Below are 12,804 nucleotides of genomic sequence, written 5' to 3' on the forward strand. Positions count from 1 at the left end.
CGAGCACCCGGGGTGATGTCGCCGACTGGCAGCATAAGCACGCTCCGTTCACTGTAGGGCTGTGCACAGCAGGAAACGCCAGGGCGCTCGAAGGGTGAACACCAACGCCGCTCGTTGGCCGCTGACCGATCGCGTTACGTTCCGAAGGTGGACGTTAACCGAACGTTTTCGCAGAAGGTGGCGACCGAAGGCCTTCGAATATCACAATGAGTTGTCATTCGATTACCTAGAGGGGCTGTCGTGAGTGAGCCGTGCGGCGGTAAAGGGCGTCCGGAGCTGGCCAGGGCGCGTAAACAGCGGGGAATGACCCAGGAAGCGGCGGCGGATGCAGTCGGAGTGTCCGCTGCGGCCTGGGGGCGGTGGGAGCGGGGCGAGCAGGGTGTCCGGGCGTACAGCCGGAAGCGGATCGCCGCCGTGTTCGAGGTGGACGCGGTGGAGGTCGAGCGGTGGATAGAAGGGTGGGCCTTCGCGGCGACATCATCGTGGCCGAACGCCGACTTCGGAGACGGTTCACAGGCGGCTACGGTGAAGGCGGTCACGCATCTGTGGAGGTGTGAGGTGGACTCGTCCCGGCGCGAGATGCTGGCCGCGTTGCCGTTCGTGCCCGCCGCCCTGGGTGAGTGGCTGGTCTCCTGGAGCTATGACGTCCCCGCCGAGTCGACCGCGCACCACGGATCCGGACCGATCGTGGGTCTCTCCGACGTCACCCGGATCAACGAGTCCCGCAGGGCTTTCAGCCAGATGGACCAGCGCTTCGGGTCCGGGGTGGTGCGCCCGGTGGTCATGAACTACCTGAACGGCAGCGTGTCGCCGCTACTGCGTGGTCGCTACAACGACAAGGTCGGGGCCGAGCTGATGGTCGCGGCGGCGGGGATGACCGAACTGGCTGGCTGGACGGCCTTCGATCTCGGCCACCATGGCAAGGCACAGCACCATTTCGGCCAGGCACTCAAGCTGGCGAAAACCGGGAACGACCCCCTCGCGGGCGCCTGGGTGCTGATGACGCTGACCCAGCAGGCAATCTATCTGCGGCAGCCCAGGTGGGCGGAATGGCTGGCCCGCGCCGCCGTCGACACGGCACGCCGGGCCGATGCGCCCTCACGTGTCATGGCGCTGATGCTGGTCAAGGAGGCCGGGGCCATCGCTTCGCGGACCGCGGGGAGCGCGACTTCTGGCGGGCATGTCGCCAAGCAGGTCGAACGGCTGCTCGCCGCGGCCGAGCGCGCGTACGACCAGGGTTCCGGCGACCGCGACCCGGAGTGGCTGGCCTCGTACGGCAGACCGGGGCTGGTCGCGGCCATGGGCTGTTGCTGGCAGCAGATCGGCGAGCACCGGCGGGCGGCCGCCTTCGCGGAAACGGCCATACAGGGCTACGACGGGCGCTTCATCCGTGCGGTGCAGTTCGCCCAGGTCAACGCCGCCGAGGCCTACCTTGGGACGGGCGAGCTGGAGCAGGGGATCACCCGCGCACGTGCCGCGATTCCGGCGATCAAAGCGTTGACCTCCCCTCGTCTGGTGGAGCGCCTCCAGCAGTTCGCTGATCAACTTGAGCCGTACAAAGGCAGCGTGATGGTCCGCGAGTTCCGCGACCATCTGAACCACGAACTCGCTGCCTGATCACGTACGAGACCGGGGTGCGACCAACCGGCGAGCGGGTCCATCACCCGGGGTCACCCCATCATGATCTTCTCGCTGTCGGCCATGATGGTCATGGCGGCGAGGCACCCTGTCCGGTGATAGGCCGATCGGCGATGATGACAGTAAGCGCGACGATGGGAGGAGGCGAGTGGCGTGGACGATATCCGGACTCGGACGGGTCTGCTGAGTCAGAGCGACGCTGCGCGCTTCCTCGATATCCGGCAGCAGACCTTCAACCGCTGGGCCAGGGGCCACGAGCGGGAACGTCCGCTACTGCACGTTCTTCCTCCCGGCGGGACCAGGCAGGCGACCGTACCGTTCGTCGCCATGGCCGAGGCGTACGTGCTCGATGCCCTCAAGCGGGCCGGGGTGAAGCCGGGCAGAATCCGGCCCGCACTCCAGCGGCTTCAGCAGGAATTCGGTCACGAGTACGTTCTACTGGCGCCCGAGCTGGCGACGGACGGCATCGACGTGCTCTGGGACTTCTCTCGAACCGAGGCCGGTGCGGGGCTCATCGAGGGCAGGACGGGCCAGCATGTCATCAGGGAGATCGTCACCGACTACCTGGACTACGTGATTCGCGCCGAGGACGGATTCCCTGCGAGCCTGAGGCTGCGAAGCTGTCTCCCGTCCAAGGTGGTGATCGATCCACTCCGGGCCTTCGGGCAGCCGATCTTCGCGCAGACCCGCACCCGGGTGGCCGAGGTCGCGGCCATGATGAAGGCCGGAGAGGCGCCCGAGGTGATCGCCGATGAGCTCGGAGTCACCCTCGACGACGTCAGAACCGCCACCCGCATCCTCCTGGGCCACGCCGCCTGAGTTCTATCTCGACGAGAACAGCGTCAGCCGCAGCGTCCGCAAACTGCTGGGCGGCCTGGGCTACCAGGTGCATACTCCCGCGGAACTGTTCGGTTCGAGAGACGAAGCGCTCGGCGTCCCCGACGAGCGATGGCTGCCTCTGGTGGGGCAGCGTGGCTGGTTGGTGATCGCGTGTGACATTCGTATCTTCGAGCGTCCGCACGAGTACCAGGCTTACCTCCTGGCCAAGGTCGCGGTGTTCCTCCTGCCGGGAGAGTCGAAGATCGAGGAGCGTAAGGAGCTGATCACTCGCAATCTCTCGGCGATGTGCAGCGAGGCCAGCCAACTTCGGGCCGGCGTGTGGCGATTGACCCCGCGCGGCCTGGAGGTCTACGAGCCTCCGGCCACCAGAAAGAAGCGCGCACGGCGCGCGAGAAGCATCGATTGCGGGCTCTCTGATGATGTGATCAGTTTGACGTTCGAAAGTATCCGGACACCGAAGGCCAATGGACGCTGAAGACATGGCCGGGTCTCGGCCCGGAGGGCCGAGGTTCAGCCCGTGGCGGCGCGGCGCAGGTCGAACAGGTCCGACGGGGAGATCGGCATCCTGTCGATCCTGATCCCCTCCGCGTCCTCGATCGCCGAGGCGATCACCGCCGAGACCGGGATGACCCCGGCCTCCCCCGCGCCCTTGATGCCCAGCGGGTTGAGCGGGGACGGCGTCTCCAGATGGGCGGTCTCGATGTGGGGCACCTCGGTGGCGTACGGCATCAGGAAGTCCATGAAGGAGGCGTTCAGCAGCTGGCCGTGGCCGTCGTAGACCATCTTCTCGTACAGGGCGCCGCCGACACCCTGGGCGACCCCGCCGTGGATCTGACCCTCGACGATCATCGGGTTGATCAGCCTGCCGCAGTCGTGGACGACGGCGTAGCGCAGGATGCGGATCTCCGCGGTGAGCGGGTCGGTCTCGACGACGGCCGCGTGCATGCCGGAGGCGAAGGTCGAGCGGATCGGCGAGTAGTAGTCGCGGCCCTCCAGCCCAGGCTCCTCCCCCTCGGCCACCGGCGGCCGGTCGTAGGACGCGGCGCCCGCGAACTGGGTGGCCCTGGCCGCCTCCTCGTCGAAGGCGTAGCGCAGCGGGTTGGACAGCACCGCCACGGTCGCCAGCGGGATCGAGGCGCCGGGGGTGCCCGCCACCCGCACCTCCCCGTCGACGATCTCCAGGTCGCGCGGGTCGGCCTCCAGCGCGTCGGCGGCGATCCGCAGCGCCTTCTCCCGCACCTTCCTGCAGGCCAGCGCGATCGCGTTGCCGCTCATCACCGCGGCGCGCGAGGCGAACGTGCCGACCGCGTAGCCGAACCTGCGGGTGTCGCCGGTGACGACCGAGACCCGCTCCATCGGCACGCCCAGCTCGGACGCGGCGATCTGCGCGAACACCGTCTCGTGGCCCTGGCCCTGGGAGGTGAGGCCGGTGGAGACGTGCACCCGGCCGTCGGAGGTGATCTGGACGTGCCCGCCCTCGTACGGGCCGACGCCGGTGCCCTCGACGTAGCAGCCGACGCCGATCCCGATCGTGCGGCCCTCCTCGGCGGCGCGGGCCTTCAGGGCCGGGAAGTCGTCCCAGCCGATCAGCTCCTTGAGCATCCGCAGCGACTCGGGGTAGTCGCCACTGTCGTAGATCAGCGGGCGGCCGTCCTGGAAGATCAGGCCCTGGTCGTAGGGGAACTCGTCGGGCTGGATGAAGTTGATCGCGCGCACCGCCGTGCGGTCGGCCCCGAGATGCTCGGCGATGTGGTCCATCGTCCGTTCCATGCAGAAGACCCCCTGTGGGCGGCCCGCCCCCCGGTACGGGGTGACCTGCACGGTGTTGGTGTAGATCGAGGAGAACTCGACCCGGTAGGCGCCGATCCGGTAGGGGCCGAGCAGCTGGGTGGAGGTGATGATCGGCACGATGATCCCGTACGGCGTGTAGGCGCCGTGGTCGTGCAGGATCTCGACGTCCAGGCCGAGCACCCGGCCCTCGTCGTCGAAGCCGACCCGGACCGACTGCACCTGGGCCCGCTCGTGCGCGGAGGAGACGAAGTGCTCGCGCCGGTCCTCGGTCCACTTGACCTCGTGGCCGAGCGTGATCGCCGCCCACGGGACGAGGATCTCCTCCGGCCACGGGTGCACGATCTTCACCCCGAACCCGCCGCCCACGTCGGGGGCGATCACCTCGACCTTCGGCAGCGGCAGGCCGAGCTTGGCCGCGATGGCCATGCGGACGCTCGTGGAGGTCTGGGTGCTGGAGTGGACGCGCAGGGACCGGTCGTCGGCGTCCCAGCGGGCGTGCACACCGCGCCCCTCCAGCGGCATGGACGCGCTGCGCTCGATGTCGAGCCGGAAGGACAATGTGTGCGGCGCGGCGTCGATCGCCTCGCGCGCGCCGAGCCCGGCGGCCGAGGGCACCTCCTGGACCAGGTGCGCGCCGACGTTGCCCGGCACGCCCTCGTGGACGAGCTGGGCCGACTGCGCGGCCTCCTCCACGCCGACCACCGGCTTGAGGATCTCGTAGTCGACCTGGATGAGCGCGCAGGCGTCCTCGGCGAGGTAGCGGTCGCGGGCGACGACCATCACGACGGGCTCGCCGACGTGCCTGACGATCTCGCGGGCCAGCGGGTACGCGGTGCGGCCGTGGGTGAGCGCCGGGTGCGGGATGAGCAGCGGCAGCGGCTGGGCGAGCGCGCCGGGCAGGTCCTCCCAGGTGTAGATCGCCACCAGCCCGTCGACCTCGATGGCGGCCGAGACGTCGATGTCGCGGATCCTGGCGTGGGCGTGCGGGGACCGGACGAACGCCGCCTCCAGCGCCCCGGCTCCCAGGTCGTCGACGTAGCGGCCCTGGCCGGTCAGCAGCCGGGGATCCTCGCGCCGGATGACCGGTTCGCCGAACAGTTTCGTGGTCATGATGATCGCCTCACCTGCCTCGCCCGCCCGGGTGTTCGCCACGCCCGCTCACGGGTCCTCCGCCATGATCTCGGCCGCGCGGTGGACGGACTTGACGATGTTCTGGTACCCCGTGCACCGGCACAGGTTGCCGGAGATGCCCTCCAGCACCTCCTCGTCGGTCGGCGCCGGGTTGTCGCGCAGCAGCGCGGTCACCGTGCACAGGAAGCCGGGGGTGCAGAAGCCGCACTGCAGGCCGTGGCACTCGGCGAAGGCCCGCTGCACCGGCGAGAGCGTGCCGTCCCCGTCGGCGAGTCCCTCGACGGTGGTGATGTCGCGCCCGTCCACGGTGACCGCGAACGTCAGGCAGGAGCGGACGGGCTCGCCGTCCAGCAGCACCGTGCAGCACCCGCAGACCCCGTGCTCGCACCCGACGTGGGTGCCGGTCAGCCCGAGGTCGTGCCGCAGGCAGTCGGACAGCAGCCGTCGCGCCGGGACCTCCGCCTGCCGCAGTACCCCGTTGACGGTCAGCGTGATCTCATGCATCCGCGGCCTCCCTGGCGGCGTCACGGAGTGCCTGCTCGGTGAGGACTCCGGCGAGGTGCCGCCGGTAGGCGGCGGTCGCGTGGATGTCGGTCTCGGGATCGACCCGTTCCCGTACGAGCCGGGCCGCCGAGTCCCAGTCCGCCGAGGCGGCCGGGCGGTGGCCGACGGCCTCGGTGACGTCGACGAGCAGCGGGACGAGGGCGAGGCTCACGCACGCCACCGTGGCCGAGGTGATCCTCAGGTCGTCGTCCAGGACGACCAGCGCCGCGATCCCGGCCAGGGCGTAGTCGCCGTGCCGCCGGGCGATCTCGCGGAACGCGGTGCCCGAGCGCGGGGGCGGCGCGGGGAAGAACGCGGAGACGGCCAGCTCGCCCGGGGCGAGGGCCGACTCCAGCGGGCCGGTGAAGAAGTCCCCCGCGTCGACGTCCCTGACCGCGCCGGGCCGCGCCAGCCGTACCGAGCCCTTCAGCAGGGCCAGGACGGCGGGCAGCTCGGCGGCGGGGTCGGCGTGGGCCAGGCTGCCGACCACGGTCCCCCGGTTGCGGATCACCGGGTGGGCCACCAGCCGGAGCGCCTGGCGCAGCAGCGGCTGGGCGGCGGCGGCCGGATCGTGCCGTTCCACCTGGGCGTGCCTGGCCAGGGCGCCGACCCGGACGCCCTCCGGGGCGACGTCGACGAACGCCAGCTCCGGCAGCCGGTTGATGTCGACCAGGTGGGCCGGGGCGGCCAGCCGCATGTTCAGCAGCGGGATCAGGCTCTGCCCCCCGGCGAGCACCTTGCCGTGCTCCCCGGCCCCGGCGAGGGCGTCGAGCGCCTCGCCGAGGGAGCGGGGGGCGTGGTATTCGAACGGGGGTGGCTTCACCCAGTGGCCTCTCGTTGCGGCTCGGACACCTTCGGACCGGCGCCGCCTCCGGTGCCGCCCCGCCCGGCGATGACCCGGAGCAGGTGGTAGCCGGCCACCACCACGATGGTGCCGAGGGCGATGCCCTCCAGCGTGAAGTCCGAACTGATCATATGCTTGACCGGGCCGATGGCGAGGATGATCCCGGCCCCGATCGGGACGAGGTTGACGGGGTCGGCGAAGTCGACCCGGTTCTCGATCCAGATCTTCGCGCCGAGCAGGCCGATCATGCCGTACAGGATGACGGTGATGCCGCCGAGCACGCCGCCCGGCGTGGCCGCGACCAGCGCGCCGAACTTCGGGCAGAGGCCGAACAGGATCGCGATGACGGCGGCGATGTAGTAGGCGGCCGTCGAGTAGACGCGGGTGGCGGCCATCACGCCGATGTTCTCGGCGTAGGTGGTGGTCGGGGAGCCGCCGAAGGCGCTGGCGACGACGGTGGCGGCGCCGTCCGCGGCGACCGCCCGGCCCATGTACGGGTCGACGTCGGTCCGGGTCATCTCGCCGACGGCCTTGACGTGGCCGACGTTCTCGGCGACCAGCGCGATCACCGCGGGGAGGACCAGCAGCACGGCGGAGAACTTGAAGTCGGGGAAGTGCATGCTCGGCAGGCCGATCCAGTCGGCCGACGCCACCGCGTCGAAGCTCACCCTCGGGTGCGTGTCGACCGCGCCGGTGCCCGCGTTGAAGGCGGTGATGTTCCCGAAGACCTTGTCGGCCACCCAGGAGAGCAGGAAACCGATGACCAGGCCGAGCAGGATGCCGATCCTGCCGATGAAGCCCTTGAAGAGCACGATGATGACAAAGGTGACGGTCATCGTGATCAGGGCGATCCACTGGTCCTGCGGCCAGTAGATGTCGGCGACGACGTACGCCAGGCCGAAGCCGATCAGCATGACGACGGCGCCGGTGACGACCGGCGGGAAGACGCGGTTGATGATCTGCACGCCGAGGAAGTGGATGGCCACGCCCACGAGCGCGAGGACGAGCCCGGCGACGAGGATGGCGCCGGTGACGATCGCGTCGGTGGCGGGCGTGTCGCCGCCCATGAGCGCCCGGATGGCGAGCACGCCGCCCACGAACGAGGCGCTGGTGCCGAGGTAGCTGGGAACCTTCCCCTTCACGATGAGCAGGAACATGATCGTTCCGACGCCCGAGAACATGATGGCGACGTTGGGGTCGAGTCCCATCACCAGGGGGAAGACGAAGGTCGCGCCGAACATCGCGACGACGTGCTGCGCCCCGAACCCGACCATGCGCGGCCACGACAGCCGCTCGTCGGGTCTGACCACCTCTCCCGGGGCGAGTGTCCTGCCGTCGCCGTGTTTCGTCCAACCTGCAACCATCGAGCCCCACCTTTCACCGGGCCGTCGGTCGGTGACCACCCCGCGGGCTTCCCTCCGGCGAATCCCCTTACAGCTGTTGCGGGCACGTTAGGACGGGAAGCATGCCCTTACACCGTCATGATCTGCCAAATCTGAGCGGCCGACCAGTGGACACCTCGCGCACGGCCTACCTACCCGCCCGGTGAGAATCGTGTACGTCGCCCCCGCGGGCCCGGCGAGGATCACGCACGGTGCGCCTGCCGGCCCGGCGGGAGGCACGCATGACGCGCGCTATTTCGCGACCACGTGGATCTCGAAGCCGTCGCCGGTCACCACCTGCCCGTCGCGGATCTTGCAGGTCTTGCGGAGCTCGACCTCGCCGTCCACCAGCACGTTGCCGTCGGCGATGAAGTGCTTGGCCTGGCCGCCCGTCTCGGTGACGCCGCAGTATTTGAGCAGGTCGCACAGCGGGATGTATTCGGTGTCCAGCTCGAAGGTCTCGTTCACGCCGAACAGCTTAGATCCCGCGTACGCGCCGGACGCGGCCGCTCCTCGCCGCCGAACACATCCGGGGTGAGGTCGTCAGATCCCGCGCATCCGCAGGACGTGCAGGGCGAGGGTGAGGTTCAGACGCAGGTGGGCGTCCTCGGTGAAGCCGCCGAGCATGCGCTCCAGCTTGCCGATCCGGTAGCGCAGCGTGTTGTAGTGGAAGTGCAGCCTGCGCGCCGTCTCGGCCACGTTGAGGTTGGTCTCCAGCAGCACCTGCAGCGTGCGGCGCAGGTCGGCGTTCTCCGCGTCGTCGTCCGAGGCGAGCGGCCCGAGGGTCTCGCGGACGAAGGCGTGCAGCTCGGCGGTGTCGTTGACCAGGGAGAGCAGCCGGTAGACGCCGAGCTGGTCGAAGTGCGCGACCGCGCCGTTGCCGTGGAGCTGGCGGCCCACCCGCGCGGCCTTCAGCGCCTGGCCGTACGCCTCGGGCAGCGCCTCGGCCCCGACGGCGACGCGGCTGGCGCCGGTGGAGAAGGTGGCGGGCAGGGACTCGGCGAAGGCCGCCGCGGCGTCCTTGGCCAGGCGGCCCGCGTCGACGGACGCGTCCACGACGGTGACGACCTCGTGGGAGAACCCGGCCACCGCGCCGCGCACGTCGTGGCGGCGCATCGCGCCGGTCCAGCAGGTGACCAGGCGGTCCTGGGCGGCCCGCTCGTCACCCTCGGGGTCGAGCTCGGCCACCAGTACGGTGACCGGGCGCTGCAGGTCCCAGCCGAAGGCCCTGGCCCGGGAGGCGACCCGTTCGGAGCCCCCGGCCCTGCCGGTGAGCACGTCGCGCAGGAAGTCGGCGCGGTACTTGCTCTCGACGGCGTTGACCGCCTCCTGCCGGGTCACCACCAGCGCGGCGACCGTGGCGGCACGTTCCAGAATGCCGACGTCGCCGTCGCCGATGGACCCGACCGGGCCGCAGGCGACGATCCTGCCGTGGTGGTGGCCACCCGCCACGACCGGCACCGAGGTGTGGTGCCCCTCGGGGGGCCCGGCGGCCCCGGGGACCTCGCGCAGCGTGGCCATGTGCTCGACGGGCCCGGCCGCGGCCAGCACGTGGCCCGTCCCGTCCAGCACGGCCACCCCCACGCCCAGCAGCCCGGCGACCTCGGCCGTCACCTCGCGCAGCCCGCCCCCGGCGAGCACGACCTGCACCAGCGCCCGGTGCGCCTCCTCGGCCCTGGCCAGCACGGCGGCCTGGCGGTTGAGGATGTCGGTCAGGACCTGGTTGAGGATGTCGTCGAAGCCGACGTTGTCGGGAAGCTGGATGAGCGGAAAGCCCAGCCGGTCGGCCTGCTCCACCATCTCCTCGGGCAGCTCGTCGAGATAGCGGCCGAGCTTGACGGCGAGCGCGGCCAGGCCGCGCTCGTCGAGGTCGGCCACCAGCCTGCCGAGCGACTGGGGGGTGTTGCGCAGCGGGTAGCCGGTGGTGAGCAGCAGCTCGTGCGGCTTGACCCAGGCCAGGACGTCGGGCACCTCCATCACGTTGAGGCGCTGCACGACGCGGTCCAGGCCCCGCTCCCCCGCGATCAGCCGGGCCCCCGCCAGTGTCGAGACGCCGAGGACCTCGCCGACGGCGACGCCATGGATGATCGTTCCGGTGCTCGCCGGGCGCACGGGGGGTTCCATGAGGTGATTGTGACTGATGGACCCGTCTGTCAGGAAGAGCCAACCTTTGGACAGACTGTTGGCAGCTTTCTCCGTACGGCCTGTGTCCGCGCCCGTTCTACCGTCGGCTCAACGGATGGGGGAGTTCGTGAGCGAGCGAACCGCTGGAGAGAGCGCCTTCACACCCACGGGGCCGGCCGAGGAGCGTTCATGAGCATCACGACGCGCCCGAGGGCGCAGCGCGTGCACGTACGGACGCACCGGACCGGCGCGGCCAGCACGGCCCTGCGCCGGATGCTGGAGGCGCCCCGCCGCCCGGCGCGGGTGCTGGCGGCCTTCCCCGCCGGCGTCTACCTTGAGGTACGCACCGAGCTGGAACCGCAGGTCATCGCGGTGGTGACCGGGGAGGCCACCCGCCTGCCCAACGCCATGGTGGTCACCGGCCCGATGCCGAAGGTCGCGGTGGGCGACGAGGCGTCCGTCGGCGACGGCTCGATCGACGTCGGGCGGCTCAGCCTGCGGGCCCACCGCTGGTGGAACCCGTCCCCGCCGCTCGGCGCCGTGGACGTCGCGCGGCTGGCCCGCTCGCTGCCCGCGATGGCGGAGCTGTGCGAGCGGTCGCCGAGGCGTCCGGGGCTGGAGGGCAACGGCGCGGCCGGCCTGCTGGCCCAGGGATGCGCCGAGGGCTCGCTGCTGAAGAGCGTGGTGGCCGCCGAGCAGCTGGTCGGCCTGGGTCCCGGGCTCACGCCGAGCGGTGACGACGTGCTCGCGGGACTGCTGGTCGCGCTGCGTCATCTGGGCGGGGCGGCGGGGGCGGGCCGGGCCGTCTGGCTGGCCGGCTGGCTGGCCGCGGCGGTCACCTTCGACGTGCTCGGCAGGACCACCCCCATCTCGGCGGCGCTGCTGCACTGCGCCGCCCGGGGCGAGGCCAGCGGCGAGGTGCTGGCCGTGCTGCGGGGCATGGCGGGACGGCAGTCCCTGGAGCCGGCGCTGCACCGCCTCCTGCAGCTGGGCCACACCTCCGGGGCGGACCTGGCGTGGGGGCTGCGGATCGGGCTCGCGGCGGTGATCGATCTGGAAGGCGGGGGCAATGGCGAGTACTGATGTGGTCCGGACGCGTACGGGGGTCTACCACGACTCCGTGAGCCTGATGCGGGTCAGCCGCGCGGCGTCCGCGCTTCCCGGCGTGGAGGTCGCGGTGGTGGCGATGGCCACCGGGCTCAACCTCGGGATCGCCGCCGAGCTGGGCTTCGACCTTCCCCGGGCGGATCCCGCCGACCTGCTGATCGCGCTGCGCGGCGAGGCGGACGCCCTGGAGGCCGCGTCCGCGGAACTCGACGGGCTGCTCGCCGCGCTGTCGGCCCCGTCCGCGGGCGGCGGTGGCGGCGGCGCCGAGCGCCCCCCGCGGACCGTCCGTGCCGCGGCCCGCGAGCGCGCCGCCACCCTGGCCCTGGTCTCGGTGCCGGGCCCGTACGCGTTCGCCGAGGCGCTGGACGCCGTCGAGGCGGGCCTGTCCGTGATGATCTTCAGTGACAACGTGCCGGTCGAGCAGGAGGTGCTGCTCAAGAGGCGCGCCGCCGAGCGCGGCGTGCTGGTCATGGGTCCCGACTGCGGCACCGCGGTGGTCGGCGGGGCGGGTCTCGGCTTCGCGAACGTCCTGCGGCCGGGCCCGGTCGGGCTGGTGGCCGCCTCGGGGACCGGTGCGCAGCAGGTGACCTGCCTGCTCGACCTGGCGGGGGTGGGGGTGTCGCACGTGCTGGGCGTGGGCGGTCGCGACCTGTCCGCGGACGTGGGCGGGCTGTCCACCCTGCGCGCCCTGGAGGCCCTCGACGCCGACCCGGCCACCGAGCTGATCGTCCTGATCTCCAAGCCTCCGGCCCCCGAGGTCGCGCGGGCCGTCGAGGAGGCCGTCGCGAAACTCGGCACACCGGTCGTGACCGCCCTGCTCTGTCCCGGCCAGGACGACCTGACCTCGGTGACCGAGGCCGCCCTGCGCGCCCTCGGCGTCCCGGTCCCCACCTGGCCCTCCTGGCCCGCCCCCGGGACGGCCGGCGCGACCCCCGCGACCCCCGGGACGGGTGGCGCGGGAGCCGGGGGGAACCTGCGGGGGATCTACTCGGGCGGGACGCTGTGCGTGGAGGCGCGGCTGATCGCCGGGCACGGCGAGTTCACCGACTTCGGCGACGACGCCTACACGGTCGGCAGGGCCCACCCGATGATCGACCCGACGCTCCGCCTGGAGGCCCTGGCCGAGGTGCCGCCCGGCGACGTCGTCCTGCTCGACGTGGTGCTCGGCCACGGCGCCGACCCCGACCCCTCCGCCGGGCTCGCGCCCGCGATCGCCGAGGCCGTCGCGAGAGGTGTCACGGCGGTGGTCGCGCTGGTCGGCTCCGAGGGCGACCCGCAGGGGCTGGCCGCGCAGGCCGGGGCCCTGAACGCGGCGGGGGCCGCGGTGTTCACGTCCAACGCCGGGGCCGCCGGGTACGCCGCGCGAGCGGCCGCCGGGATCGCCGCGAACTCCCGTTGACCGTT

The 12,804-nt window shown here is 71.6% G+C and carries 11 protein-coding genes; 5 read left to right on the forward strand and 6 right to left on the reverse strand.

What is annotated here, in order from left to right; all coding sequences use genetic code 11:
• Positions 1-240: 240 nt before the first annotated feature.
• The 3 genes from ACTOQ2_RS18770 to ACTOQ2_RS18780 all read left to right on the forward strand — a co-directional run bounded on the left by ACTOQ2_RS18770 (position 241) and on the right by ACTOQ2_RS18780 (position 2,953).
• Positions 241-1,617, forward strand: a complete 1,377-nt coding sequence (locus tag ACTOQ2_RS18770; RefSeq protein WP_440100887.1) for a helix-turn-helix transcriptional regulator — start codon at positions 241-243, stop codon at positions 1,615-1,617.
• 174 nt (positions 1,618-1,791) lie between these two features.
• Entirely contained in the window at positions 1,792-2,457 is a 666-nt protein-coding gene (locus tag ACTOQ2_RS18775) for a DUF433 domain-containing protein (RefSeq protein ID WP_440100889.1), read from the forward strand.
• On the forward strand, positions 2,390-2,953 hold the full coding sequence (locus ACTOQ2_RS18780; RefSeq protein WP_440100891.1) for a hypothetical protein: 564 nt from the start codon (positions 2,390-2,392) through the stop codon (positions 2,951-2,953). The genes ACTOQ2_RS18775 and ACTOQ2_RS18780 overlap by 68 nt, the downstream gene beginning before the upstream one ends.
• A gap of 35 nt (positions 2,954-2,988) precedes the next feature.
• Here ACTOQ2_RS18780 and cutA read toward each other — a convergent pair whose 3' ends face one another.
• The 6 genes from cutA to ACTOQ2_RS18810 form a co-directional block, all read right to left on the reverse strand.
• Positions 2,989-5,379, reverse strand: a complete 2,391-nt coding sequence (gene cutA, locus ACTOQ2_RS18785) for an aerobic carbon-monoxide dehydrogenase large subunit (RefSeq protein WP_440100893.1) — start codon at positions 5,377-5,379, stop codon at positions 2,989-2,991.
• 48 nt (positions 5,380-5,427) lie between these two features.
• Positions 5,428-5,904 (reverse strand): (2Fe-2S)-binding protein, encoded by a 477-nt coding sequence (locus ACTOQ2_RS18790; RefSeq protein WP_440064197.1) that lies wholly within the window; start codon positions 5,902-5,904, stop codon positions 5,428-5,430.
• Positions 5,897-6,766, reverse strand: coding sequence for an FAD binding domain-containing protein (locus tag ACTOQ2_RS18795; RefSeq protein WP_440100895.1), 870 nt, complete (start codon positions 6,764-6,766; stop codon positions 5,897-5,899). The genes ACTOQ2_RS18790 and ACTOQ2_RS18795 overlap by 8 nt, the downstream gene beginning before the upstream one ends.
• Complete coding sequence (locus ACTOQ2_RS18800) at positions 6,763-8,151, reverse strand: uracil-xanthine permease family protein (protein WP_440100897.1); 1,389 nt, start codon at positions 8,149-8,151, stop codon at positions 6,763-6,765. Before ACTOQ2_RS18800 ends, ACTOQ2_RS18795 begins: the two co-directional genes overlap by 4 nt.
• Before the next feature lie 270 nt (positions 8,152-8,421).
• Positions 8,422-8,637 carry an RNA-binding S4 domain-containing protein gene (locus ACTOQ2_RS18805; RefSeq protein WP_362681009.1) on the reverse strand — a complete coding sequence of 72 codons (216 nt, stop codon included), beginning with the start codon at positions 8,635-8,637 and terminating at the stop codon, positions 8,422-8,424.
• A 75-nt stretch (positions 8,638-8,712) separates the two neighbouring features.
• Positions 8,713-10,293, reverse strand: a complete 1,581-nt coding sequence (locus ACTOQ2_RS18810) for a PucR family transcriptional regulator (RefSeq protein WP_440100900.1) — start codon at positions 10,291-10,293, stop codon at positions 8,713-8,715.
• A 189-nt stretch (positions 10,294-10,482) separates the two neighbouring features.
• On the opposite strand from ACTOQ2_RS18810, the gene ACTOQ2_RS18815 reads away from it, so the two are divergent.
• Both ACTOQ2_RS18815 and ACTOQ2_RS18820 read left to right on the forward strand, forming a co-directional pair.
• The gene (locus ACTOQ2_RS18815; RefSeq protein WP_440100901.1) at positions 10,483-11,376 is read left to right on the forward strand and encodes a DUF2877 domain-containing protein; all 894 of its coding nucleotides are present in this window, start codon (positions 10,483-10,485) and stop codon (positions 11,374-11,376) included.
• Complete coding sequence (locus ACTOQ2_RS18820) at positions 11,363-12,799, forward strand: FdrA family protein (RefSeq protein WP_440100902.1); 1,437 nt, start codon at positions 11,363-11,365, stop codon at positions 12,797-12,799. The genes ACTOQ2_RS18815 and ACTOQ2_RS18820 overlap by 14 nt, the downstream gene beginning before the upstream one ends.
• The last annotated feature ends 5 nt before the right edge of the window (positions 12,800-12,804 follow it).

The organism is Streptosporangium sp. H16 (genome assembly GCF_051918855.1).
GTDB lineage: Bacteria > Actinomycetota > Actinomycetes > Streptosporangiales > Streptosporangiaceae > Streptosporangium.

Coding starts and splice junctions, on each gene's coding strand:
- ACTOQ2_RS18800 (WP_440100897.1), bottom strand. CDS start 8,151: ATGGTTGCAGGTTGGACGAAACACGGCGACGGCAGGACACTCGCCCCG.
- ACTOQ2_RS18820 (WP_440100902.1), top strand. CDS start 11,363: ATGGCGAGTACTGATGTGGTCCGGACGCGTACGGGGGTCTACCACGAC.
- ACTOQ2_RS18815 (WP_440100901.1), top strand. CDS start 10,483: ATGAGCATCACGACGCGCCCGAGGGCGCAGCGCGTGCACGTACGGACG.
- cutA (WP_440100893.1), bottom strand. CDS start 5,379: ATGACCACGAAACTGTTCGGCGAACCGGTCATCCGGCGCGAGGATCCC.
- ACTOQ2_RS18780 (WP_440100891.1), top strand. CDS start 2,390: ATGAGCTCGGAGTCACCCTCGACGACGTCAGAACCGCCACCCGCATCC.
- ACTOQ2_RS18810 (WP_440100900.1), bottom strand. CDS start 10,293: ATGGAACCCCCCGTGCGCCCGGCGAGCACCGGAACGATCATCCATGGC.
- ACTOQ2_RS18790 (WP_440064197.1), bottom strand. CDS start 5,904: ATGCATGAGATCACGCTGACCGTCAACGGGGTACTGCGGCAGGCGGAG.